The 24,840-nt window shown below is 53.4% G+C and carries 22 protein-coding genes and 8 tRNA genes; 27 read left to right on the top strand and 3 right to left on the bottom strand.

The window, feature by feature from the left end; translation table 11 throughout:
* The first annotated feature begins 37 nt into the window (after positions 1 to 37).
* From FKP33_RS24640 to FKP33_RS24605, 8 genes are all read left to right on the top strand, one after another.
* Positions 38 to 113, top strand: a tRNA-Phe gene (locus tag FKP33_RS24640).
* Positions 114 to 125: 12 nt separating this feature from the next.
* Positions 126 to 211: transfer RNA gene (locus tag FKP33_RS24635), tRNA-Tyr, on the top strand.
* A 12-nt stretch (positions 212 to 223) separates the two neighbouring features.
* Positions 224 to 296 (top strand) — tRNA-Lys (locus FKP33_RS24630).
* Positions 297 to 311: 15 nt separating this feature from the next.
* Positions 312 to 397 (top strand) — tRNA-Leu (locus tag FKP33_RS24625).
* An 11-nt stretch (positions 398 to 408) separates the two neighbouring features.
* Positions 409 to 492: transfer RNA gene (locus tag FKP33_RS24620), tRNA-Leu, on the top strand.
* Between the two features lie 184 nt (positions 493 to 676).
* Positions 677 to 753: transfer RNA gene (locus FKP33_RS24615), tRNA-Arg, on the top strand.
* A 63-nt stretch (positions 754 to 816) separates the two neighbouring features.
* Positions 817 to 896 (top strand) — tRNA-Leu (locus FKP33_RS24610).
* Between the two features lie 8 nt (positions 897 to 904).
* Positions 905 to 978: transfer RNA gene (locus FKP33_RS24605), tRNA-Pro, on the top strand.
* Positions 979 to 1,146: 168 nt separating this feature from the next.
* Here the strand turns inward: FKP33_RS24605 and FKP33_RS24600 are convergent.
* Together FKP33_RS24600 and FKP33_RS24595 are read right to left on the bottom strand one after the other, a co-directional pair.
* Positions 1,147 to 1,506: a hypothetical protein gene (locus FKP33_RS24600; protein WP_054798040.1), complete on the bottom strand. Its 360-nt coding sequence runs from the start codon at positions 1,504 to 1,506 to the stop codon at positions 1,147 to 1,149.
* 386 nt (positions 1,507 to 1,892) lie between these two features.
* A complete protein-coding gene (locus tag FKP33_RS24595; protein WP_258313550.1) occupies positions 1,893 to 2,624 on the bottom strand; it encodes a 3D domain-containing protein in 732 nt (243 codons plus the stop codon).
* A 110-nt stretch (positions 2,625 to 2,734) separates the two neighbouring features.
* Between FKP33_RS24595 and FKP33_RS24590 the strand changes: the two genes are divergently transcribed.
* From FKP33_RS24590 to FKP33_RS24510, 17 genes are all read left to right on the top strand, one after another.
* Positions 2,735 to 3,538, top strand: coding sequence for a uroporphyrinogen-III synthase (locus tag FKP33_RS24590; RefSeq protein WP_127609996.1), 804 nt, complete (start codon positions 2,735 to 2,737; stop codon positions 3,536 to 3,538).
* A 94-nt stretch (positions 3,539 to 3,632) separates the two neighbouring features.
* Entirely contained in the window at positions 3,633 to 4,553 is a 921-nt protein-coding gene (locus tag FKP33_RS24585) for an ABC transporter ATP-binding protein (RefSeq protein ID WP_127609994.1), read from the top strand.
* Positions 4,546 to 5,319, top strand: a complete 774-nt coding sequence (locus FKP33_RS24580) for an ABC transporter permease (RefSeq protein ID WP_054798042.1) — start codon at positions 4,546 to 4,548, stop codon at positions 5,317 to 5,319. Before FKP33_RS24585 ends, FKP33_RS24580 begins: the two co-directional genes overlap by 8 nt.
* A 381-nt stretch (positions 5,320 to 5,700) precedes the next feature.
* Entirely contained in the window at positions 5,701 to 6,471 is a 771-nt protein-coding gene (phnC, locus tag FKP33_RS24575; protein ID WP_141336607.1) for a phosphonate ABC transporter ATP-binding protein, read from the top strand.
* Positions 6,471 to 7,262: a phosphonate ABC transporter, permease protein PhnE gene (gene phnE / locus FKP33_RS24570; protein WP_141336606.1), complete on the top strand. Its 792-nt coding sequence runs from the start codon at positions 6,471 to 6,473 to the stop codon at positions 7,260 to 7,262. The genes phnC and phnE (FKP33_RS24570) overlap by 1 nt, the downstream gene beginning before the upstream one ends.
* The gene (phnE, locus tag FKP33_RS24565; RefSeq protein ID WP_127609990.1) at positions 7,259 to 8,050 is read left to right on the top strand and encodes a phosphonate ABC transporter, permease protein PhnE; all 792 of its coding nucleotides are present in this window, start codon (positions 7,259 to 7,261) and stop codon (positions 8,048 to 8,050) included. The genes phnE (FKP33_RS24570) and phnE (FKP33_RS24565) overlap by 4 nt, the downstream gene beginning before the upstream one ends.
* Before the next feature lie 251 nt (positions 8,051 to 8,301).
* On the top strand, positions 8,302 to 9,585 hold the full coding sequence (locus FKP33_RS24560; protein ID WP_373423950.1) for an ABC transporter substrate-binding protein: 1,284 nt from the start codon (positions 8,302 to 8,304) through the stop codon (positions 9,583 to 9,585).
* Between the two features lie 56 nt (positions 9,586 to 9,641).
* Positions 9,642 to 10,514: a carbohydrate ABC transporter permease gene (locus FKP33_RS24555; RefSeq protein WP_181410272.1), complete on the top strand. Its 873-nt coding sequence runs from the start codon at positions 9,642 to 9,644 to the stop codon at positions 10,512 to 10,514.
* 28 nt (positions 10,515 to 10,542) lie between these two features.
* Positions 10,543 to 11,382: a carbohydrate ABC transporter permease gene (locus FKP33_RS24550; protein WP_127609988.1), complete on the top strand. Its 840-nt coding sequence runs from the start codon at positions 10,543 to 10,545 to the stop codon at positions 11,380 to 11,382.
* Between the two features lie 20 nt (positions 11,383 to 11,402).
* On the top strand, positions 11,403 to 12,077 hold the full coding sequence (locus tag FKP33_RS24545) for a DUF4867 family protein (RefSeq protein ID WP_141336605.1): 675 nt from the start codon (positions 11,403 to 11,405) through the stop codon (positions 12,075 to 12,077).
* A gap of 26 nt (positions 12,078 to 12,103) precedes the next feature.
* Positions 12,104 to 14,140 carry an alpha-glucosidase gene (locus tag FKP33_RS24540; protein ID WP_141336608.1) on the top strand — a complete coding sequence of 679 codons (2,037 nt, stop codon included), beginning with the start codon at positions 12,104 to 12,106 and terminating at the stop codon, positions 14,138 to 14,140.
* 57 nt (positions 14,141 to 14,197) lie between these two features.
* The gene (gene sftI / locus FKP33_RS24535; RefSeq protein WP_141336604.1) at positions 14,198 to 15,538 is read left to right on the top strand and encodes a sulfoquinovose isomerase; all 1,341 of its coding nucleotides are present in this window, start codon (positions 14,198 to 14,200) and stop codon (positions 15,536 to 15,538) included.
* A 17-nt stretch (positions 15,539 to 15,555) separates the two neighbouring features.
* Positions 15,556 to 16,752, top strand: coding sequence for a diphosphate--fructose-6-phosphate 1-phosphotransferase (locus FKP33_RS24530; protein WP_141336603.1), 1,197 nt, complete (start codon positions 15,556 to 15,558; stop codon positions 16,750 to 16,752).
* Entirely contained in the window at positions 16,709 to 17,458 is a 750-nt protein-coding gene (locus FKP33_RS28010) for a GntR family transcriptional regulator (protein WP_127609980.1), read from the top strand. The genes FKP33_RS24530 and FKP33_RS28010 overlap by 44 nt, the downstream gene beginning before the upstream one ends.
* Positions 17,459 to 17,471: 13 nt before the next feature.
* Entirely contained in the window at positions 17,472 to 18,341 is an 870-nt protein-coding gene (locus tag FKP33_RS24520) for a class II fructose-bisphosphate aldolase (protein ID WP_127609978.1), read from the top strand.
* Between the two features lie 111 nt (positions 18,342 to 18,452).
* The gene (locus FKP33_RS24515; RefSeq protein WP_127609998.1) at positions 18,453 to 19,814 is read left to right on the top strand and encodes an aldehyde dehydrogenase family protein; all 1,362 of its coding nucleotides are present in this window, start codon (positions 18,453 to 18,455) and stop codon (positions 19,812 to 19,814) included.
* A gap of 70 nt (positions 19,815 to 19,884) precedes the next feature.
* The gene (locus FKP33_RS24510; RefSeq protein ID WP_127609976.1) at positions 19,885 to 20,859 is read left to right on the top strand and encodes a bile acid:sodium symporter family protein; all 975 of its coding nucleotides are present in this window, start codon (positions 19,885 to 19,887) and stop codon (positions 20,857 to 20,859) included.
* Between the two features lie 71 nt (positions 20,860 to 20,930).
* Here the strand turns inward: FKP33_RS24510 and FKP33_RS24505 are convergent, their stop codons facing one another.
* Positions 20,931 to 21,905, bottom strand: a complete 975-nt coding sequence (locus FKP33_RS24505) for a phosphate/phosphite/phosphonate ABC transporter substrate-binding protein (RefSeq protein WP_127609974.1) — start codon at positions 21,903 to 21,905, stop codon at positions 20,931 to 20,933.
* Positions 21,906 to 22,097: 192 nt separating this feature from the next.
* Here FKP33_RS24505 and FKP33_RS24500 point away from each other — a divergent pair, with 192 nt between their 5' ends.
* A complete protein-coding gene (locus tag FKP33_RS24500; protein WP_141336602.1) occupies positions 22,098 to 23,708 on the top strand; it encodes a bifunctional metallophosphatase/5'-nucleotidase in 1,611 nt (536 codons plus the stop codon).
* 135 nt (positions 23,709 to 23,843) lie between these two features.
* On the top strand, positions 23,844 to 24,791 hold the full coding sequence (gene pxpB / locus FKP33_RS24495; protein ID WP_141336601.1) for a 5-oxoprolinase subunit PxpB: 948 nt from the start codon (positions 23,844 to 23,846) through the stop codon (positions 24,789 to 24,791).
* The last annotated feature ends 49 nt before the right edge of the window (positions 24,792 to 24,840 follow it).

Genomic DNA, 24,840 nt, shown 5'->3' with positions numbered 1-24,840 from the left:
GGATTTCCCCTCGGGGAATTTTTATTTTGCCCAATTGGGCTCGGTAGCTCAGTCGGTAGAGCAGAGGACTGAAAATCCTCGTGTCGGCGGTTCGATTCCGTCCCGAGCCACCATGGAATTAACACGGAGGCTTAGCGAAGTGGCCAAACGCAGCAGACTGTAAATCTGTTCTCTGACGAGTTCGGTGGTTCGAATCCATCAGCCTCCACCAGTTATCCAGTATGAGCCATTAGCTCAGTTGGTAGAGCACCTGACTTTTAATCAGGGTGTCGTAGGTTCGAGTCCTACATGGCTCACGTTTAATTCAATATGCGGTTGTGGTGGAATGGCAGACACGCTATCTTGAGGGGGTAGTGGGCGTACGCTCGTGGAGGTTCGAGTCCTCTCAACCGCACCATATCCAAACATGCGTTCGTGGCGGAATTGGCAGACGCGCTAGATTCAGGTTCTAGTGGGGTAACAGCCGTGGAGGTTCGAGTCCTCTCGAGCGCATCGTGTATCAGAAAAGGAGCTTCAGCCTTTGAGGTTGAAGTTTTTTTTCTGCCGTAAGGCAAGATCGGCACTCATGGTATAGATCCATGTATGTGGGATCAAGAGCTCTCCTTGCTGCATGAAAAAAGTAGTTGACAACATGGTGTTATACATGATATGATATCCTTCGTTGACTTGACAAGATGTGCCCTTAGCTCAGCCGGATAGAGCGTTTGACTACGAATCAAAAGGTCGGGAGTTCGAATCTCTCAGGGCACGCCATTCATCTTCATCGAGTTACAAAGTGCATCTCTCAGGGCGCACACCATTGCAACAATTGTACGAGCCGGTATGGCGGAATTGGCAGACGCGCGCGACTCAAAATCGTGAGGGAAACCGTGGGGGTTCAAGTCCCTCTACCGGCATTAAACAACGGGATGTAGCTCAGCTTGGTAGAGCACCTGGTTTGGGACCAGGGGGTCGCATGTTCAAATCGTGTCGTCCCGATACTAACAACGGTAAACAAAAAATTGCGGGAATTTTCTCCGCAATTTTTTTGTTTTTTCTGCATGTCAAAACGTACCGCTCTCAAGGGAAGCTGAATTTCATAAGGCATCCGGCTGCACCCGGGATTCGCTTTATGAGCGGTTATTGTCCCGCCTGTTGCGGGGATTCTTACTCAAGCTCTTGGTCGGATCCCTGTTGGTTATTCGTGTCGTTATTATCAGAAGACAAAGGATTTCCGCTTTGCCGCACCTTCTCTTGAAATTCGAGCTCGTGCCTGAGCGCTTCCTCCTGTGTTTTCTGCAGCTCCTTCAATCGTTTCTTTTCGGCGGTTCGTCTCTGATTGTTCTGCTCGTATTCTTGCTTTTTGATTTCCTGATACATTTTCATCTGCTGCTGCAGTTCCGTATCAATCGGTTTATCGCTTTGCTGCCGCGATTGCTGATCAGGGGCATTCTCTTTTCCGCAGCCGGCAGTTAAGACGAGCGGAACGGTGAAGCAGAAGAGTAGACCAATAATAAGGTACCGCATACGCAGAGCATGCCTCCCGGACTCGGCCGCGCAGTTAGGCCGGTGAGATGTTCGTCCGTTCGTTCCCGGCTAGAGAGAACCGTTCATTGCCGGACATCGCTTAGCTTGCCCTTTTTTGCAAAAAACATGTTGGTTCGCAGCTATTTTCATATTATGATGGATGATGAAACGAAAAAGGGCAAACTTGGGGTTATGGGGAGAATGCTGTATCGGCGGCTTCCCATTCATCGGACGTCGAGCTCTGCAAAGCGGTGGCGGAAATTTTGTTCGCCAATCAGAACGCTATGGGTATGAACCGTGGCCAATGGCAAGCTCCGCTGGCTGGCGGAGCTGGGCATTCATATACAGCCCCCGGCAGAGCAGAGAGAATGGGGTGCTGTATACGGCTAGTAAGCAGCGTCGCGCTGGCTTGCGCCGAGCACATACACTTTAACGTTCTTCTTGACGCCGAAATCACGGGCTTCTTTCAGATCGGTCATGTAGACGTCGATGCGTGCGCCGCGAATCGCGGATCCGGTATCCTCGGCCGTACGAAGTCCTATACCGTCAATGAACACCTTCGTGCCGATCGGGATAATCTTCGGGTCGACGGCGATCGTGCGGCCTTCCTGCGCCTTGCTGCCGCTGTAGGTGATCCCGTATTGCGGGTGGGCAGGCGTCTTGCCCGTCGATTCGTAGCCGGCGGTGTAGGCGGTTAAGGTGGAAGACAGCACTTGTTCGACGACGTTCGTTTGGCCGTCGGCAAACTGCAGTGCAGGCTCCTGAACGGGAATTTCGAGCTGGGTGCCGATGGATAGCCGGCTCGCATTCGGGATCGAGTTGGCGGCCAGGATGGCAGTCAGGCTGACGCCGAACGAACGGGCGATCTGATACAGCGTGTCGCCGGAGCGAACGATATAAGGAACGGTGGCCGGAATGACGACCGGCTCCGCCGCCGTATGCATCGTATCGGAAGCATCCTGGTTCGCCGGGTCTTCCGAAGCGATGTAGAAATCGTTAATAAAGATAGTTTCATAGCCGGCCGCGTCGGCCGGATCGGCAGCTGCAGGGGACGATAATGTCGTCACCAGGCTCAAACATGCGAATAAAACAACAAACATACGAGTCATACCATGCATCTCTCTCATTCCTCCTCTAGCAATATGTACCGATTCTGCTACTAGAGTTGCCGAAATGAGAGAGTTCTATACATGGTACATACCTTGACTCGACAATCGGAGGAAACCATATGGCAAAATTAACCGGCAAACGCATCGCGATTACAGGGCCGCGCAAAGCAGCGGAGCTGAGCATCATCGTAGAGAAAATGGGCGGTATCCCGCTCGTTCGACCGGCGCAAGGCACGGTTGCGGTCGAGGGAGAGCAGGTGCAGGGCGAAGTGGCGAAGCTGATCGAGCGGGGCGCCGACTGGATTATGTTGACGACGGGGGGCGGCACGGAGCTGCTCGTGCAAGCCGCCGAAGCGATCGGCAAGGCGGACGCTTTCGCTGAGCTGCTGCGCAGCACGCCGATTGCCGCCCGCGGCTACAAGACGGTGAATGTGCTGAAGAAGTTAGGCGTGATACCTCAAGTGCGCGATGACGACGGCACGACCTCCGGACTTTTGCGGGCGCTGGAGCCGATCGATCTGCGAGGGAAACATGTCGCGCTGCAGTTGTACGGGGATCATGCGCCGCGGCTTGTCCGGTGGTTGGAAGAACGCGGCGCGACGCATCACGAAATATTGCCGTATCTTCACGTCGCTCCCGAGCTTGAGGTGGTGGACCGATTGCTGCGCGAGATCGTGAACGGCGAAGTGGACGCGGTAACGTTCACCAGTACGCCGCAGGTACGCTTCCTCCTGCAGTACGCCAGAGAGCAGGGTGTGGCCGGACAGCTGCTTCAGGCGTTCGCGGAAGGCGTCGTCGCCGTTGCGGTAGGCAAGGTTACGGCCGAAGCGCTTCGCGAGGAAGGAATCGAACGGGTGGTCGCACCCGAAGAGGAGCGGATGGGGAGCATGATGGTCACCCTCGCGAAATACTACGAATCGTAATCCGGCGTTTATTTGGGCCGGGACGGACAGGTATGGTATACTTTTCCTGTTGGAAAAGATACGATACCTTTTTGGCTTAAATGGAGGCTCCATCATGAATACGCCGGTAGTGAAGCTCCACCAGGTGACGAAAAAAATCGGCGCCAAAACAATCGTCGACGGGTTGACGTTCGAAGTCCGCCCGGGCGAAGTATTCGGATTTCTAGGCCCGAACGGGGCTGGCAAAACGACGACCATCCGCATGATGGTCGGATTGATCTCGATATCCGGAGGAGAAATCCGGATTCAAGGCCATAGCGTGCGCGGGCAGTTCGAGCAGGCGATGCGGCATGTCGGCGCGATCGTGGAGAACCCGGAGTTTTACGGCTTTATGACCGGGTATCAGAACTTGATTCATTTTGCCCGGATGATGCCGAGTGTGGATAAAGAGCGCATCGATGAAGTCGTGCGGCTCGTCCGCTTGGACAACCGGATTCACGATAAAGTGAAGACGTATTCGCTGGGGATGCGTCAGCGGCTCGGCGTCGCTCAGGCGATATTGCACCGGCCCTCGGTTCTCGTGCTCGATGAACCGACGAACGGACTCGACCCGGAAGGCATCCGGGAGCTTCGCGATTATTTGCGGACGCTGGCCCGCGACGAAGGGCTTGCGATCATCGTCTCGAGCCATCTGCTGTCGGAGATGGAGCTGATGTGCGACCGTGTCGCCATTATCCAGAACGGCCGGCTGCTCGATGTACGCTCTTTCAAGAACGCATCGGACGATACCGATACGCACGAGGTACGGTTTGAATTAGACCGCCCGGGGGATGCGCTGAAGCTGCTCCAGGACGAGCTGGAAGCGCGGACGGAAGGCTCGGAGCTGGCTGTCCGGCTGCCGAACCGGCGGGAGGCGATAGCCGCGCTGAATGCGCGTATCGTGGCGGCGGGTATCGCCGTCTACGGGATCCGTACGATCACCAAGACGCTCGAGGAGCAGTTCCTTGAGGTAACAAGGGGGAATCGGATTGTCTAGCCTATTCGCGCTCGTTCAGAACGAGCAGATGAAAATTTACAGCCGGGTGCGGACTTGGATCATGCTGGCGATTCTCATCTTATGCGTCATCATGACAGGGGTTCTGATGAAGTTCATGCTGGATGCGAACCTGGCGCACGTGCTGCAGTTTATGGCCTTCGCGACTTTCCTGACCATGCTGGTCACGATTTTCAGCGTCATTGTGGCAGGCGATATGGTCGCCTCTGAATTTACGTGGGGAACGATCAAGCTGCTGCTTATCCGCCCGGCGTCGCGAAGCAAGATTCTGGCGTCCAAGTACATCGCCGTGCTGCTGTTCGTGCTGACGCTGCTCGTCGTTCATTTCATAAGCGCCTATTTCACCGGGCTGCTGCTGTTCGGCGTAGGCGGACAGGTGGGCGAAGGGGTGACGATGGGAAACATTGTGCGAACGTACCTGCTCCACGCGGTGAATATTGTCATGGCGGTAACGCTCGCCTTCATGATCTCGGCGGTTTTCCGCAGCAGCTCGCTGGCTATCGGGTTGTCCATCTTTCTGTTGTGGACGAAAGACGGTATCGTAGCGGCGCTTGTGTCACTAAAGTACGAATGGGTCAAATACTTCGTCTTCGCCAACACGGATCTGACCCCTTACATTGTAGGCGGCAAGCCGCTCTTGCCCGGCATGACGTTAGGTTTCTCGGTTACGGTGCTGGTCTTGTACTGGCTGCTGTTTTACGGCATATCCTGGCTATTGTTTACGAAACGGGACGTTGCCGGCAGTTAGCGCAAATAAACGTGACGGTCTTCCGCTCAAGCGGAGGATAACGTCACGTTTTTTTGTAAGTGCTGCAAGTCGCTCTGTATCGCAAGAAAGCTTCCGCTGAAACATAAATGTATGTCCTTCGAAAAGGTCTCCGGTCAGGGGCTCTACATGCGGGGTACGTTCAGAGAAGGACGTTTCTTGCAGCTGCCCGGACGCTGGTTCTTCCGACCTATTGAACGGTGGTTTGACGGTGAACGGAACTGAAACCGCCTTCACGGAAACGGGCGGGCCAACAGGTAAAATAAGGTTAGGTAAACCTGTGAAAGGAAAGAGGAAAACCACAGATCGTGTCGAATGTTTTTTTGTTGGCCAATCTAACTAAAAGGGGATTTATGGTTACTTATGATAGAATTCAAAAATGTTTCCAAAGTGTATCCCAATGGAACCGTAGGTCTCAAAAATATTAATTTGAACATGAAAAAGGGAGAATTCATCGTCATCGTAGGGCTGTCTGGAGCCGGGAAGTCAACTTTGCTGCGCTCGATCAATCGCCTGCATGAAATTACCGACGGTCAAATCGTCATCGACGGCCATTCGATTACGGCGGCATCCGGAACTCAGCTTCGGCGGCTGCGCCGCGATATCGGAATGATCTTCCAAAGCTTCAATCTCGTGAAGCGCTCCTCGGTGCTGCGCAACGTATTATCCGGGCGGGTCGGCTATCATTCGACGTTGCGGACCTTGCTCGGCTTGTTCCCGAAGCAGGATGTCGAGCTTGCCCTGAACGCCCTTTCACGTGTAAATATCCTGGATAAAGCCTACTCGCGTGCCGACGAGCTGTCCGGCGGACAGCAGCAGCGCGTATCGATTGCCCGGGCATTGGCGCAAGAAGCGAAAATCATTCTCGCCGACGAGCCCGTCGCCTCGCTTGATCCGTTGACAACGCGCCAGGTCATGGACGACCTGAAACGAATCAATCAGGAGCTCGGCATTACAACGGTCGTTAATCTTCACTTTATCGATCTGGCGCGCGAGTATGCGACGCGGATCATCGGGCTTCGGGCTGGAGAAGTGGTGTTCGACGGTCCGGTAGCGGAAGCGACGGACGAGAAGTTTTCGGAAATATACGGCCGTGCCATTAAGAAGGACGAGTTGCTGGGGGGAGAGGCGTAATGACCGACTCCGAGCGCAAGAAGATTTTACAGAAACCATCGCGTATGAAGTCGTATATGACGACGCTGCTGCTGATCGTGCTGCTCTGGTGGAGCGCGGAGAACACCGATTCGAGCCTGCCCAAGCTAATCCAAGGGGCGCCGGAGATGGGCAAGCTGATCGTCGAAATGTTCCCGCCGGATTGGAGCTATATCGACGTCGTCTGGGATCCGATGATGGAAACGGTGCAAATGGCCGTCATCGGTACGACGATCGGCGGACTGCTGGCGATTCCGATCGCGCTGCTCGCGGCCGGCAACGTCGCCCGGACGCCGTGGATTTACCAGCCGGCCCGATTCATTATGAACCTGATCCGGACCATTCCGGAGCTGCTGTTTGCCGGCTTGTTCGTCGCCATCTTCGGAATCGGCGCGGTGCCCGGCGTGCTGGCGCTTATTTTCTTCTCGTTCGGCCTGATCGCCAAGCTCACGTATGAGTCGATCGAAGCGATCGATCCGGGACCGCTTGAAGCGATGACGGCCGTCGGCGCGAACAAAATGCAGTGGATTCACTTCGGTGTCGTGCCGCAGGTGGCGGCGCAGTATGCGGCGTATTTCTTATACACCTTCGAAGTTAACGTTCGGGCGGCAGCCGTGCTCGGACTGGTCGGAGCCGGCGGGATCGGGTTGTTCCTGGATCGCACGCTGCAGCAATTCCGGTATGACCGCTCGGCGCTGATCATCATTCTGACGCTGGCGATCGTTCTTATTATCGATTACATCAGCACCAAGGTAAGGGAGAGGCTGCTATGAGTACGAAATCGGTTCGTAAACCTTTCCGTATCCGTTATTGGCTCGTTGCGATCATCGTGCTGGCCATTTACGTCTGGTCGTTCACCGGGATCGAGTTCGGGGGATTAACCGAAAATGCCGGCCGCGACTTCGCTACCATCATGAGCGGCCTGTTCAACCCGGACTGGGGGTTCGTCTACGATCCCGAAGGAGAAGATTTGCTTCGAGGCTTGCTCGATACTCTGGGCATCTCGATCATCGGGACGTTCATCTCCGCCATATTGTGCGTGCCGTTCGCTTTCTGGGCGGCCACGAATATGAGCCGGTACCGCGCCGTAACCGGAAGCGGCAAATTCATGCTAAGCTTGATCCGCACGTTCCCCGAAATTATTATGGCCATCATTTTCATTAAGGCCGTCGGGCCGGGCGCTTATGCCGGCGTGCTGGCGTTAGGTTTGCACTCGATCGGCATGCTGGGCAAGCTGTATTCGGAAGCTATTGAAAACCTGGACATGGGGCCTACGGAAGCGTTGACCGCTTGCGGGGCCAACCGGCTGCAGGTGCTCTGGTTTGCGATTATGCCGCAGGTGCTGCCGCACTTCTTCTCGTTTGCGCTGTACCGGTTCGAGATTAATATACGATCCGCGTCCATTCTGGGCTTGATCGGTGCCGGCGGGATCGGCGCGCCGCTGATCTTTGCCTTGGAAGCCCGCGCATGGAATCGCGTTGGCATCATTCTTCTCGGCATTATTGTGATGGTGACGATTATCGACATCATCTCGTCGTCCATCCGCAAGCGTTTGGTCTAAAATTGAAAACACCGATAAAGCCCCTTCTTGACAGTCGTCAAGGATCGGGCTTTATTGGCGTTGGGCAGGCAGATTGGAAGGGGTCGTGAAGAAATATCTTGCCAAAACAATTAAAGGTAGTTACAATGTAATCAAACATAGTGATGTAAACGCTTTACAAAAGGCCGGCAGGAAGTGAAAACATCATGATGTTAGAAACAATTGGTTTTTAGGGTGGCTAATTAACAAAAAATAAGCAAAGGGGCAAGCAGATGAAACAAATGATGAAATGGGCATCTGTTTTACTTGTCGGTACGGTCGCAATCACAGGCTGTGCTCAAACGAACAAAGCGGGCAGCGAAGCGCAAAATACAAACACCGGCGAGGCGAAGAAAAGCGAGTCGAAAGTAAAAATCAGCTTTATCCATTGGCGCGGAGAAGATAAAAAAGTGTTTGAAGAGCTGATCGCGGATTTTAATAAAGCGAATCCGAATATTTCGGTGGAAATGAACATCTTCCCGTCCGAGTCGTATCTGGCGAACGCGCAGGCTAAGCTGCTCGACGGTTCTTCCGGGGACGTGTTCGCTTCGTTTCCGGGCGCTCAATTTGAAACGATCTCGAAATCGAATTTATATGAGGACTTGAGTAAAGAGAGTTTTGTAAGCAATTACAATGACAATTTGATCCAAGCGGGGAAAAAGGACGGAAAACAGTTCGCTTTCCCTTACCAGTTAGTTTACAACCAGCCGATTTACAACAAGGCGATTTTTGAAAAATTAAAGCTGCAAATTCCTAAAAGCTGGGATGAGTTTTTACAGGTTTGCGAAACGTTAAAGAGCAACGGGTATGTTCCGATCGCCTTCCCGGGTCAAGACATCGGTCCAGGGCAGTTCGTCAACTCGATGATGATGAACAATAACACGGACGAAGACATCTGGTCCAAAGTCGAGTCGGGTCAGGCCAAGCTGACGGACGAATGGTTCGTCAAAACGTTGTCCCAATTCAAAGAGCTTGCGGATAAAGGATATTTCCAGAAGGATTCGCTCGGGACGAATAAAGATATTGCAGGATCGCTTTTCGCTCAGGAGAAAGCGGCGATGCTCGCAACCGGATCGTACATGATGTCCAGCAACAAGCAGCTTAACCCTAACCTGGTTCAAGGCTTGCTGGCGCCGATTACCGTATCCGCGGACAAGGCGGTATTCGAAGGGATTCATACGACGACCTTTATGCTCGGGGTCAACGCGAAGTCGAAGTACAAGGAAGAAGCCAAGAAGTTTATCGAATTCCTCAGCCAGAAAGAAAACGCTGAGAAGTATGCCAATCAAACCGGTCAGATGGTTACGGTGAAAGGCGTCCAATACAATACGCCGGAATTGAAGGAATCGGCCACTTGGATGGACAAGAAAACACGTTTTCATCCGCGGTATTTAATCAGCAATTCCCAGAATGAAAAAGCGGTTGTCGCTTCGATCCAAGCGGTGGTTGGCGGGAAAAGTCCGGAACAAGCCGCCAAAGAAGCCCAAGCTATTATCGATCAAAATGTAAAGAAGTAAGCTTAGCGGCATGGGAGGAGGCGGTCCCTCCTCCCATAGCAAGACGGAGGTAGCTGATGAAGCAGAGTAAATCGCTTTATTTGTTTGTATTGCCGGGCCTTTTGCTTTATTTGCTGTTCTTTGTGTATCCGACGATTAACGGGCTAATCCTTTCGTTTACGGACTGGGAAGGCATATCGCCGGAATGGAATTGGGTGGGGCTCGCCAACTATGAGAAAATGCTCTTTGGCGACATGATCTTCAAAAAAGCCATGGTCAACAATTTGAAGTTTATGCTCTGCGTAGTCTTGTTTCAAACCGTGTTCTCTCTGGTTTTGGCGATTTTGCTTCTGAAAAATTCGAAAACGAACGTTTTTCTGCGCGCGCTTTACTTTTTTCCAACGATTATTTCCTCGATCTCCGTAGCTTTCATTTGGGGATTCGTATTGAATCCGAACGTTGGGGCTTTAAACATTATGCTCGGGAATATCGGGCTTGAAGCCTTGGCGCAAAACTGGCTTGGCAATCCGAGCATCGCGATGCTATCGATCGCTTTCGTACAGATTTGGGCGCATACGGGACAGATGCTTGTCATCTTCGTAGCGGGATTACAAGCCATTCCCGGAGAGCTTTACGAGGCCGTTTACCTGGACGGAGCAAACCGCTGGCAAGCGTTCAAGAACATTACTTGGCCCATGGTCGCCCCGGCTGCTACCATCGTGGTCGCCTATACGACCATCCAGTCGTTCAAAGCCTTTGATTTGATCTTTGCCTTGACCGGCGGAGGCCCGGCCTTCTCGACGGAGATTTTATCCACCTACATTTACCATACGGCCTTCCAGAACTCCGAATTCGGCTATGCGGCTACTCAATCGATGGCCTTCATGGCGATTATCGCGCTCATTACGTTTGTCCAGTTTAAATTGCTGAAGGGAAATCGCGCGGCTTGAGAAGCTTGTACGAAAGGATGAACCGCCCGTGAATCAGATCAATCAAGAAACAGTGGCAGGCGGCCTGCTCAAAAGAATCGTTCTTCTGCTTGGCGCGCTCCTGATCATTGTCCCGGTATCTATTGTCGTTCTCGCCTCTTTTAAAACGACGGCGGAGCTGTTTCAAAAACCGCTCGGGTTGCCCTCGGGACTGAATCTGGACAATTATATCAGCATGTTCAGGGAGCAAGCGATCGGGCAATATTTTATGAACAGTGTGGTCGTAACGTTGGTCACGATCTTCCTTATCCTGTTGTTTTCCAGTTTATTGTCCTATGCGATATACCGATTTACCGGCTGGGTCGGGTTAGTCCTGTACGGATTGTTCGCGGCAGGGATGATGGTTCCTCCCCAGGTGAATATGATTCCGATTTACTCCCTTGTTTCCAAACTCGGGTTAACGAATTCCATCACGGGATTGATCGCCGTTTCCACGTCGGTATTCATGCCGGTTGCCGTATTTATTTTATCCGGCTTCATGAAGACACTGCCGAAGGAAATGATCGAATCGGGATCGATAGATGGAGCGAACGAGTGGAAGATGTACACCCGGATTGTGCTGCCTATCACGCTGCCGTCCTTATCCGCCTCCGCCATTTTTTTGAGCGTCATGATTTGGAACGATTTATTGTATCCGCTGCTCTTTATTAATTCCAATGCTAAGAAAACGTTACCCTTGGCCCTGCTGCAATTTCAGGGTGAATATTTGACCAATTATCCGATGATTTTCGCCGGTGTCGTGATCGCTTCGGCCCCTATGGTTATCGCATACGTATTCCTGCAGCGCTTCTTTGTCGAAGGGGTAACGGCCGGATCGGTTAAAGGCTAGAAAGAGATAAGGAGAGAAACATGAGAGAGAAACTTAGAGAGCTGCAAGCGTTCAATCCGCATGTTCGGTTGTATACCGTGAATGAGGAACAATTTCGGCCATATGGCAGCGTGTTAACCGGCTATGATTTTCAGGAAATCCTGACGCTTATGGAGAATACCCCGATTCCGCAAGAGGGCAATACGTATGTGGCTTCGGTAGAGGAACTGGAGCAAACGGCAGTCAAGGAAACGCTCCGGGCCTCGATGTATGGAGGGATGGACATACAGATCGGCTACTGTAACGGTCGGAATTCCAGCCTTAACGGCTTGGAGTACCACAAAGGCAGTGAAATCAATGTCGCAGTGACGGATCTTGTGCTCCTTCTGGGAAAGGTGCAGGATATCCGGGACAATTCGTACTCGACTGAACATGTACAAGGGTTTGTCATTCCTCGCGGAACGGCCGTAGAGCTGTATGCGACAACGCTGCATTTTGCGCCCTGTAAAGTTTCCGATGAGGGCTTCAAGTGCGTCGTGATTCTTCCGAAAGGCACCAACGAACCGCTGGATCGGCGGCCGGAACAGGTGACGGCTGAGGATCGGCTTCTGTTTATGCGGAACAAATGGCTGCTGGCCCATCCGGAGCGTACGCCTTTGCTGGAAAGAGGCGCACATCCCGGCATTATCGGCGACAATCTGGCGATTAATTACTAGCCTATTCGGGGAGCGTGAATCGGTTGATTAGCGAAGCAACTAATGAAGAGGGCCTTATCATTTACCGGCATGAGGATGGATTCGACATCAAGTTAAACGGCTCGGCGCTCATTAGCCATACGACAGACCAGCCTTTGCTGTATGTCGGCTACGGCGAAGAAACGATGGAGATGTACAGAGGCAACTTCGACATCCAGGATTATGTGATCGAACGTTTGGCGCTGCGGCACGCGGAATGGAAGAAGCAAGGGGAGGCCGAGTTTGTAACGTTCTTTAACGCGAAGGGCGGACAGCCGTACCTGACGCTTTCTTTAGAGCAGGAGGCGCATGGCATCCGGCTGGCTTTCACTTCTGAGCAGTCGTCGATCAACCGTGTTTGGTTCCGGGTTGCATCGGATGCGGAGGAGAAAGTATACGGCTGCGGAGAGCAAATGTCGCACTTCAATTTAAGGGGCAAAAGCTTCCCGCTGTGGACTTCCGAACCGGGCGTAGGGAGAAATAAGAAAACCTATACGACTTGGCAGGCCGATGTGCTCGATAAGGCGGGCGGGGACTATTATACGACGAATTATCCGCAGCCGACTTACGTGTCCAGCAAGAAATATTACTGTCACGTCGAAACGACGGCTTACGCGGACTTTAATTTCACAAAGCCGAATTACCACGAGCTTCAAATCTGGGGCGTGCCTCGCTGGATCATCGTGGAATCGGCTGCAACCTTCGTCGAGCTGGCAAGTCTTATTGCCGACAGATTCGGACATCAGCCTGAGCTTCCGGAGTGGACGTATAACGGGATTATTCTCGGCATTCAGGGCGGTACGGGCGTGGTCGAGGCCAAGCTGGAGCGCGCCTTATCCAAGGGTGTCAAGGTAGGGGGCGTGTGGTGTCAGGATTGGCAGGGCAAACGGATCACTTCCTTCGGCAAACGATTAATGTGGAACTGGCGCTGGAATCCGGAGGAGTACCCACAGCTGGACGAAAAGATCGGACAGTGGAAAAAGCAGGGCATCCGGTTTCTAGGGTATATCAATCCTTATGTCGCCGTCGAAGGGGATCTGTTTCAAACGGCAAAAGCAAAAGGATATTTAGCGCTAACCGAACAGCGCGATATTTATTTGGTCGATTTCGGCGAGTTTTATTGCGGAGTCGTGGACTTTACGAATCCCGAGGCTTGCGAATGGTACAAACAGGTGATTAAGGAAAACCTGATCGATTTTGGCTTGGATGGCTGGATGGCCGATTTCGGCGAATATTTGCCCATCGATCTTACTTTATACAGCGGCGAATCCGCCAAATTGATGCATAACGCATGGCCTGTGCTGTGGGCGAAGATCAACTATGAAGCGGTAAAAGAAGCGGGTAAGCTGGGCGAGATCGTTTACTTTATGCGGGCCGGTTATACCGGCGTGCAGCAATATTGCACTTTGCTGTGGGCGGGGGATCAAAGCGTGGATTGGTCGCTTGACGATGGACTCGCTTCCGTTATTCCCGCAGCCCTGTCTTCGGGTATGGTGGGCAACGGACTGCATCACAGCGACATTGGCGGCTACACGAGCTTGCACGGAAACAAGCGCAGCAAGGAGCTGTTCATGCGGTGGGCGGAAATGGGCGCCTTTACCCCGGTAATGCGAACGCATGAGGGAAATCGCCCGTATGATTGCTGGCAGTTCGACAGCGACGATGAAACGCTGGAGCATTTGGCCAGAATGACGGAGATTTACACTTTGCTGTCGCCTTATACGAAGGCTATGGTCAAAATCAATGCGGAATTGGGAATTCCCGTACAAAGACCGCTGTTTATGCATTATGAGGAAGATGAGCGCAGCTACGATATTCAGTACCAGTACTTATACGGTCCCGATCTTCTGGTTGCGCCGGTGCATCAAGAGCACGAGACGTCCTGGACGGTCTATTTACCTGAAGATGAATGGGTGCACTTATGGAGCGGGGCGAAGTATACAGGGGGCTTCATCCAGGTAGAGGCTCCGCTCGGCAAGCCGCCCGTATTTTACAGGGAGCATTCATCGTATAAAGAGTTGTTCCGTGAAGTGGGGCAGCTGTAGAGAACATAAAGTCTTTGCCGCATCAAACAATTCCATGACCGAAGGTGTGACACTTCCATGTTGGAAACATCCGTGCTTTACTTGCCCATTGGCCGCAAAACATTTGACTTGGCTGCAGCGGAGGTCGTTTGGGCCGAAACCTCCGAGTTTCTAAAGAAGCAGTGCCGGACGCTGCACGAGCCTGAGCATATCCTGACTTCGATTGAAGAGCTGGAGCAATTCTTGCAGAGCGTCCAGGGTCAATCTATCGATTCCGTCGTGTATCAAAGCGTCACGTTCGCAGACGGGGAATTCGCCGTCAAAGTGCTCGAATATTTCAAAGCGCCCGTGATCGTTTGGTCTGTACGGGAACCGAGCGTGGGCGGACGCCTTCGCTTGAATTCTTTAACCGGAGGCAACAGCACCTGCAACGTATTAAAAAATCTAGCGCATCCTTTCGCCTTCGTATTCGGCAATCCTTCGGAGCCCCGGTTGCAGGAGAAGCTTCACATGCAGCTCCAGGTGAACCAGGTGATCCATAAATTAAAGCAGCTGTCGATCGGTATCGTCGGGGAGCATCCGCCGGGCTTTTTCTTCTCCGATTCGGACGAAGCGGAACTGCAAACGGCGCTGGGCGTCCGATTGCACAAGCTCGATCTGCAGCAAGCCTTCAGCGAATGCGCGAAAATTGATGAATCGCGATGGATTCGTGCTGTCGAAAGGGCTGAAAAGCAGGTCGTAGGATTAAACCGGTCCGATGAAACGGTCAAAAAATTTGCCCAATTTTATTCGTACCTCGAAGATTACATTCAAGAAAACCGGATCCAGGCCTTAGCGGTTCGCTGCTGGCCGGATTTCTTCAATGAGCTTGGAGCTGCGGCTTGCTCTACGTTATCCCAGTTTACGGAAGGCGGCATCGTCTCCTCCTGTGAGTCCGACATCCACGGCTCCATCTCGATGTATGTGCTCCAGGAGCTAAGCGGCGGAAGCGCGCCTTACTTGGGGGATCTCGTGCATGTGAATGAGGAACGGAACTCCGTAGTCTTTTGGCATTGCGGAGCCGGGGCGTATTCGCTTGCCCATCCGTCAACGGGTGCGCAAGCGGGCGTGCACCCTAACCGCAAGCTTGGCTTTACGATGGAATTCGGGCTGAAGCCCGGCGGCGTTACGATCTTCAGAGTAAGCCATACGCCAAGCGGCTATAGGCTCCTCGTCATGCGGGGGAATGCGCTGGATGTGCCGCAGCCGTTTAACGGGACTTCCGTCGAGGTGCAGCTTCCTCATGATGTCAGCCGGACGCTGACCGGACTTATGAACGAAGGGTTCGAGCCTCATTTTGCGCTTGTGTACGAGGATGTGGTTGATGCCTTAATCGAACTTGGGCGACAACTGGGGATAGAGACGATCGCTTATGTTTGATTCAGGAGGTGGTTTTTATGCTTAAAATCGCTGTCGGGCAAGCCGGAGGGCCAACCTCTGTCATCAACGCGAGTCTGGTAGGCTTTGTAGACGGTCTGCCCGATCAGACTCAAATTTACGGTATTATGAACGGGTATCAAGGCTTGGTTGAGAACGATCTGGAGCTCATCGAAGGCTCTGGCCTGGATTGGCTCAGAAGTCATAAAAACGTACCAGGCGCCTGCTTGGGGTCGGGAAGGTATCCGTTCACTCCCGATTCCATAACGAAAGCCGTGCTCAATCTGAAGGAAAGAGATATTCATACGCTTGTCTTTATCGGCGGCAACGGTACGATGGCCGCATTGCAAAAAATGAGCGAAGCCGCCGCTTCCATGAATTACGAGCTGCAAACGATAGGGATTCCCAAAACGGTGGACAATGACTTATCCGGCACCGACCATGCGCCGGGTTATGCAAGCGCAGCCCGTTATGTTTCATTATCCGTCAGGGACATAAGCAAAGACCTGGAAGCTATGCGCAATTTCGAGCAGGTGAGAATTATCGAAACGATGGGCCGCAATGCCGGTTGGCTCGCTCTTGCCTCCGGATTGCTTAAGCAGTCCGAATTCGAAGGGCCGCACATGATCTGCGTGCCGGAAGTTCCCCTGTCGAAGGAGCGGTTTCTGGCGCAGGTCCAAGACATCGTGAAGGAGAACGGCATGGCGACGATTGTCGTTAGCGAAGGCGTTACCTTCGACGGGGATTCGCAAGTGCAAAGAGAAGTCGTGAAGGGCAGAGCGGTTCTCGGGGGCATTTCTACGGAGATGGAACGATTGATCCGGATGAATATGGGAATGACCGTCCGTTCGGAAAATTTAGGGATGAATCAGCGCTGCGCCGTGTGGGCTATCTCCGATCAAGATCGAACCGAGGCTTACGAGGTTGGGAATGAAGCGGCTCTTTACGTAAAAAAAGGAATGTCCAATGTCATGGTAAGTATACAAAGAAACCAGGTAATTGGATATAATTATAAATTAAAGAGCGTCGCCCTTGAACATGTGGCTAACGACGGGGAACGGTTATTGCCCCAGGAATACATTTCAAGGCCAGCCGAATTTTACTCGTGGCTTGAACAATTAATTGGAGACCGCATCATGAGATATCCTCCGATGTGGAGAAGGAGAGCCTTCGATGACCTCATACAGCATCAACCCGAATTCCGTAGATCCCAATAAGAACATTGCGTTATATCAACAAGTCAAGGATGCCCTGCTCAAGCTTATTCACAACCAGGTGTGGCGTCCCAACAGCCTGATTCCTACGGAACAGGAACTGATGGAGACGTTCAAGGTAAGCCGCACGACCATCCGGCAAGCGATCAATATGCTTGTTCAGGAGGGGCTGCTGGAGAAGCGCCAAGGGAAAGGCACGATCGTGCTGCCGCTGAAGCTCGTAGGGAATCTGGGGCGCCTGCGCGGTTTTGCGGAAGAAGTCATGGAGCGGGGACTTGTCCCGCATTCGCAGCTCATCCGGGCGGAGTTTGTGTCGATGTTAAATTTTGAGAAATCGGTGCTGCAGGTGCCGGAGAATGAAAGTGTCTTAATTATTGAACGAATTCGGCTTGCCAATGATGTGCCCATTGCTTTAGAACGCAGCTGCTGGCCTGAGAAAATCGGACAAATTCTTATGAAATACGATCTGAATTCAGCTAAATACTATGAAATATTAGAAAATCACGGAACATTTCTCAAGCATGCCAAAGAAAAAATATCAGCGATCAACGCAACCCTGCATGAAGCCGATCTTCTCGGGATTCGCGCCGGTGAGGCTTTACTGGAGATGACCCGGTTAAGCTTCGGGATCGACGATGCTCCGATGGAATATACAAGAACGAAATTCAGAAGCGACCAATATAGTTACGATATTGAACTTACGCGCTAAGGAGAGATGCATCATGCCTTTTATTTCCGGTACAACGATGTTGAAGAACGCTTGGGACAACGGGTACGCCGTCGGCGCTTTCAGCGCTCATAACGCGGAAAGCATCCAGGCGATTTTGTGGGCCGCGGAAGCGGAGCAGGCGCCGGTCATGATTCAGGTCGGTCAAAGAGTGATCCACTATATGGGGCTCGAGCCGATGAAGGTCATGATCGATACGTTTGCCCAAAATACGAACATCCCGGTGTGCATCCATTTGGATCATAGCCGGCAGTACAATCAAACGATGAAAGCCATCCAACTTGGCTTTCAATCCGTCATGTTCGACGGGTCGTCGCTTCCCTTTGAGGATAACGCTTCGATTACCCGCAAGGTTGTGGAGGCTGCAAGAGCTCTTGGCATCGGATCGGAAGGGGAAATCGGAAAAATAGGCGGAACAGAAGACGACATTACGGTCGATGAAGAGGATGCAATGATTACCTCGGTGGAGGATGCGGTGCGTTTTGTACAGGAAACCGATGTTGATTATTTGGCGGTTTCCATCGGTACGGCGCACGGCATCTATAAGAATCCCCCAAAGCTCGCGTTCGCGCGTCTCCAGGAAATTGCAGAGGCTGTGAAGCGTCCGATCGTGCTTCACGGAGGTTCGGATGTGCCGGACGAACAAATTACAAAGGCCATCTCCCTGGGCATCTCTAAAATAAACGTCGATACGGAATTGAGACAATCGTTTACGCAAGGTATGCTTGACGTGCTGCTGAAAGACCGGGAGGAGTATCATCTGGCCGTATCGCTTGGCCGCGGCAGAGAGGTCATGCAGGCCAAAGTTCAGGAAAAAATCCGCTTGTTCGGCAGCTCCGGCAAAGCGCGTGATTACCACAATTAGTTACGATTAAAGGTCGTAACATTACTATAAATACGAGGTGATGTATTCGTGGATTCCAATCGAGCATTCGGTTTATATGTCAACGGACAATGGGAACAAACGGAAAGAATCATGCAGGTGACCGACAAATATACGTTACAGCCGTTTGCCGAAATTGCACGGGCCGAGAAGAGCCATGTCTCGAGGGCCGTAGAAGGTGCAAGCGCGGCTTGCCGACAGCCGTTCGCGCCATTCGAGCGTTATCGGGTTCTCATGAAAGTGGCGGAGCTGCTTCAAGCAAAGAAAGAGCTGTTTGCAACAACATTGGCCGCAGAGGTAGGCAAGCCGATCCGCGAATCGCGGGGCGAAGTGGATCGGGCCATTCAGACGATCATTATATCGGCGGAAGAAGCGAAGCGCATTCACGGGGAGGGCATTCCGGTGGAGTCGGCGGCCGGCTCGGAGAACCGGATGGCGTTCACGATCCGCGTCCCGGTTGGGGTCATCGCTGCCATTACTCCGTTCAACGTTCCTCTCAATCTGGTATGCCATAAAATTGGTCCGGCTATTGCGGCCGGCAACAGCGTCGTATTGAAGCCGTCGGAGGTTACTCCCGTTGTTTCGCTGTTGTTGGCCGAGCTGTTCGGCGAAGCCGGGCTGCCCAAGGGGCGATTGCAGGTCGTGACCGGCGACGGCGCAGAGATCGGCTCTTGGCTCCTTGAGGATCAGAGGGTGAGCATGTTTTCCTTTACGGGCAGCGTACGCGTCGGGGAAATCATCCGTCAACAAGCGGGCTTGCGCAAAGTCGCGCTGGAGCTCGGAAATAACTCGGCGACGATCGTGCATAAAGACTGCGATTTGGACCAGGCGGCCGAGTTGGTGGCGCTCAAAAGCTTTAATAACTCCGGTCAAGTATGTATTTCCGTCCAGCGCGTTTATGTCCATGAAGAAGTCAAGGAGGCGTTCATCGAGCGGGTGAAGGCGAGAACGAGCAAGCTCATCGTGGGCAATCCGCTGGAGGAAACGACGGACATCGGGCCGATGATCAGTGTAAGGGAAGCGGAAAGAGTGGAAAGCTGGGTACGGGAAGCGGTGGAGCAAGGAGCGGTTCCGGTGCTTGGAGCCAAGCGGGAAGGGGCGTTCTACTATCCGACGATCTTGACTCATGTTCAGCCGGGCATGAAGGTTTGCTCCCAGGAAGTTTTCGGTCCGGTCGTCTCTATCGATACGTACCGGGAGGAGGAGGAAGTCATTGCCAAAGTGAATGACTCGGACTACGGTCTTCAAGCCGGGCTGTTCACCAATGACCTGCGCTTTGCCATGAAGGCGGCCAGAGAAATTGAAGTGGGCGGACTCATCGTTAACGACGCTTCCGCTTACCGTGTAGACCACATGCCTTATGGCGGAGTGAAACGCAGCGGAACCGGCAAAGAAGGGCCGGCCTATGCGATAGAAGAAATGACGGAAGAGCGGCTCATTGTGCTGAATTTATAAAAGAGGAGAGCAGGAAACAAGCTTTCTGCTCAAGATGCGCTTAGAGCGGTTTGGCAAGGAGGCCTAGCACATGGAACAGCTGCGGAAGACGAATGCATTCATGGAGAAGTGGATTTATGTGATCATGCCTCTGATCATGCTGCTCGGCTTGACATCCGGTCAAGGGCTTTCGGCCTGGACGGGATGGACGTCGTTTCTTTTTATGATCCTGACCTTTATTTCATCGATGCAAGCCGATTATCGCAAATTTGTTCTTTTATTCAAAAAACCGGGTTTCCTCGTTTTGTTCATGGCAGGCGTGCATCTGGTTATCCCATGGACCGTTTTTCAGATCAGCGGCCTGGTCTTCCCTTTCCATCCGGATTTGGTTACCGGCGTTACGTTGTCAACGCTGCTTCCCCTTGGCGTGACCTCCATATTTTGGGTCGCCTATAATAAAGCAAGCGTAGAAACCACTTTATCGTTAGTATCGCTGGATACCCTGCTCAGTCCTTTTATCGTTCCTTTGACTTTGTCCGTCGTGCTGGGGTCTCATGTCAGCCTGAATGTGGAAAGCCTTACGATGAATCTGCTGAAGCTCGTGCTCATTCCTACTGTCCTTGGTATGCTTTTTGGCGAATATGTGATGAAAAAAGCGGAGAAGCCGTGGCTCAAGCCCGCTTCTTCGCTCGTTGGCAAAGCCTGTCTTTATATCATCGTCTTGTTGAATGCCGCTTCGATCTCGGAACAGATTGACGCCATCGGTTCTAACGCGGTTCTTTTGGTCGTGACCCTGTTTGTCACCCTGATATTCGGATATCTGGCGAACTTTCTCATCGCCTCTGTGTTTACAGATGACCGAAGCGAAAGGGTGGCGATATCATATTCCGGCGGCGTGCGGAATTATACCGTCGGCGTCGTGCTGGCCGCCGCTTTCTTCAAGCCTATCGTTGCTCTGCCGGTGTTGATTGCTATGCTGCTTCAGCATCCGATGGCGCTGCTGTTTTATTATGTATTTCGTTGGACCAGGCATGAGGCCAAGCTCAAGGAGAGCTCCGGCATGTAAACAGAAAAAACACCTTCGGCTTCGCTGCAATAAGCGAAAGCCGAAGGTGTTTCTGTTAGGAACGTGTCCGATTACTTCTGACCGATGCTCTTGGAATATTCGCGTACGACATCGAATTTCTTGTCGTCGGATTTGACATAGCCGCGGTGCGAGTATACATCGAAAATGATTTTGGCGCCTTCCGGATCTTTGCCGATATCGATGAACGCTTGGGCAATCTTGTCTCTCCAAGCTTGATCCATGTCGTTGCGCACGGTGATCGTATCGTTCGGAATCGGAGCGGTGAAAGCGACGACGCGGGTTTTTTCGAAGACGTCCGGTATATCTTTCTTCACGGTGTTCCGTGCGTCTTGGAAAATTGCGGCAGCGTCGGTTTGACCGTTCAATACGGCTAGTACGCCTTTGTCATGGCCTTTGACTTCAATGCCTTTGACGTCTTTCTCCGGATCCACGCCCGCTTTTTTCATTTCGTTAGCTGGCCATACGAAGCCGGCGGAGGATGTTACGCCCTGCCATGCGATCGATTTGCCTTTCAAGTCTTTCAACTCTTTAATCGGGGAGTCCGCTTTGACGATGATCATCGCTTTGTAGAAGTCTACGAGATCTTTCGTTTCGGCGCCGGTATTATCGTCGATGCCGAAACGCTGCGCTTGCAGCAGCAGGTCGGCCGCTTTCTTCTCGTCATGCGCAAGCACGTAGGCGTTCGGAGGAAGGAAGCCGATATCGACTTGCTTGGACGCCATCGCTTCGATAACCGTGTTGTAGTTCGTCGAAACGGAAACCTTGACCGGAATGCCGAGCTTGTCGCCGAGCAGCTTTTCCAGCGGTTTCGCTTTCGCTTCTAGCGTTTCGGCGCTTTGGGAAGGCACGAATTGAACGCGGAGCTCTTTCGGTTCGAAGCCTTTAGCCGCAGGGGCTTCTTGTTTTTTGTCCGCAGGCGCCGGGGCCTGACCGCCTTGGTTGTTGTCCGTTTTCGTAGCGCAACCGACGGCAAGTCCGGCTGTCAGAATGAGGGACAAGCTAAGGGCAGACATTTTTTTTAGCATAGCAAATTGACCTCCTGTTAATTGTCTTTTAACAAATACACTATACCACAATTTGGGGAGCTGGACAGTTAAAAATTTGTTAATATGTCGCATTTGTGTTAATTTTCCTCACATGAAGCTGCATATGGCTCTTTATCCCTGAATTTGTTATAGTGAATTCAAATTCATGACAAATGGAGTTGAACCCCCGCTGTGACCCAGAAGTTGACGATCACCGTGCTGGAAACGAGCGACATTCACGGAAACATTATGCCCATCCAATATGCCAATCATAAGCCCATTGAAACGGGGCTCGCCAAAATCGCAACGTTGATTCGGCAAGAACGCGAGCGCGGCCGCCCGCTGCTGCTCGTGGATAACGGCGATCTGATTCAAGGTACGCCGCTGGCGTATCATCATGCCAAATTGAACGCGAACGAACCGAATCCGATGATTCAATGCCTGAATGAACTCGGGTATGACGCGGCAGTCGTGGGCAATCACGAGTTCAATTACGGCATGGGGCTGCTTCGCAAAGCCGTCGGCGAGTCTTCGTTCCCTTGGTTAAGCGCCAATATTGTGAATGCTTCGGACGAGCAGCCTTTTTTGGGGAAGCCCTACATCATTCGTTCGTTCGAGCATGAGCTGAAGGTCGCCGTACTTGGATTGACCACGCCTTACATCCCGAATTGGGAAAAAGCGGAGCATATCGCCGGCTTGCGATTCCATAAAGCGGTGGAGTCGGCACAGCGCTGGGTGCGGTATTTGCGCAAGGAGGAAGGGGCCGATGTGGTGATCGTGTCGTACCACGGCGGGTTCGAGCGTCATCTGGAATCAGGCGAACCGAGCGAACCGCAAACGGGTGAAAATGAAGGCTACGCGCTGTGCCGCGATGTCGAAGGCATCGATGTGCTGCTGACCGGTCATCAGCACCGGTCCATCTCGCGGACGCGCGTATGCGGCGTGCCGGTCGTACAGCCGGGCAGCGCCGGCGCCTGGCTCGGCAAGGTGACGCTGACGGTAACCCGGCAGCCGGACGGAAGCTGGCGCGTGACGGACGCCTTGTCCGAGCTGCTGTCGCCCGAAGGCGTAGAACCGGATGCGGCGGTGCTGGCGATTACGGAGCCGCACGAGCGTAAGGCGCAAACATGGCTCGATCAACCGATCGGGCGGCTGATCGGGGATATGCGGGTGCACGATCCGATGCGGGTGCGGCTGGAGGAGCATCCGTTGATCGAGTTCATCAACAAGGTGCAGATGGAGCTGTCCGGCGCGAAAATTTCCAATACGGCGCTGTTCGATAACATTTCACCGGGATTCCCGGAGCATATCACGATGCGCGATATCGTCTCCAACTATATCTATCCGAACACGCTGCAGGTTATCCGCGTGAAGGGACGAGACATTAAGGCTGCGTTGGAGCAATCGGCCGGTTATTTTGCCACTTACAACGGGGAAGGCGACATTCGTGTCAGCCCTGCGTTCAGCGATCCGAAGCCGCAGCACTACAACTACGACATGTGGGAAGGCATCGAATATAAGCTCAATATTTCGCGTCCTGTCGGCTCGCGGGTAGAGGAGCTTCGCTTTGAAGGCCGGCCGCTTGATCCGGAGGCCGACTACGACGTTGTGATGAACAATTACCGTGCGGCGGGCGGCGGCAATTATATGATGTTTCAAGGCAAGCCCGTCGTGAAGGACATCCCGACCGACATGGCTGAACTGCTCGCCGGTTATATTATGGAACGCGGCACGATCGAAGCGACGCTGAATCACAACTGGGAGATCGTATGGGACGGCAAGCCGAAGCGGGATAAGGCCTAAGCGGTATTTCAAACGGATGGATCAAGCTGTGGCGCTGTCATGGGGTATCGAAGGAATATGAACGAATACGTATCGCGGCCCGCTGTTTGCGGCGTGCGCGTGTGGCGTATCCGGGACAGGGGAGCGGATTAAGCGATGAGGGCAGTCGGGCAGGAAGAGCATGCGGCGGAATTCGAGTTATATCCACTGGGCGAAGCAGCAGTCGTCATCCGGGTAAATCCCGGCCCCTCCCCGACATCGACCGGGTTCGATGCTTCGCGGGCACGGCTGGCGGCATTCGTCCGCCTGCTGGAGAAGGAGCGCCCTCCCGCTATTACGGAATGGGTACAAACGTATGCGACGGTTACTTTGTTCTATGATGTGTGGTCGGTGTACCGGGACGGCTTCCCCCCTGGAACGGCGGAGCCAGTCTGCGACACGAGCGAACGGCGGGAGCGTACGCCTTATGAGCAAGTGTGCGCGTGGATTGAGAGGCTGCTTGGCTCCCGGGAGCATCCGGCTGGGGCCGGGGCGGATGCGGTAGGGTGCGGTGCGCGGCAAGCCGGACTCGCGGCGGCGGGTGGGGCAACGGCGGAAGCGGTGGCGCCCGAGGAAGAGGCGATTCCGGCGACGCACGTCTCCCCTGCCGCGGTGGAGATTCCGGTCTGTTTCGCAGACGATCTGGGAGCCGATCTGCGGGAGGTGGCGGATCGGGCCGGTATGTCTCCCGGCGAGGTCATCCGGCTGTTCTGTTCCGCGGATTACGAGGTGCAGTTGATCGGCTTCTTGCCCGGCTTTCCTTATCTCGGGGGGCTGCCCGCGAAGCTGGCGCATCCGCGTAAAGCCGTGCCGCGCCAGAAGGTGCCGGCCGGCTCCGTCGCGATCGGCGGTGTTCAAGCGGGCATCTACCCGATGGAGGCGCCGGGCGGCTGGCAGCTGATCGGCCGGACGCCGTATGCGTTGTTCGACGCGGAGCGGGAGCGGCCGAGCTTGCTGCAAGCGGGGGACCGCGTGCGTTTCGTTCCGGTCGATCGCGCGCAGTACGACGAGCTTGCGCGCGATCCGGCCGCAGGCTGGTTAACGCGGGAGGAGGGACGATCATGAGCGTTGTCGTGTTGGAGCCGGGGCTGCAGACGACCGTACAGGACGCCGG

The organism is Paenibacillus sp. tmac-D7 (assembly GCF_006519665.1).
GTDB lineage: Bacteria > Bacillota > Bacilli > Paenibacillales > NBRC-103111 > Paenibacillus_G > Paenibacillus_G validus.
The sequence above is the reverse complement of the archived record's forward strand: the minus strand, read 5'-3'. Positions and strand labels throughout refer to the sequence as shown.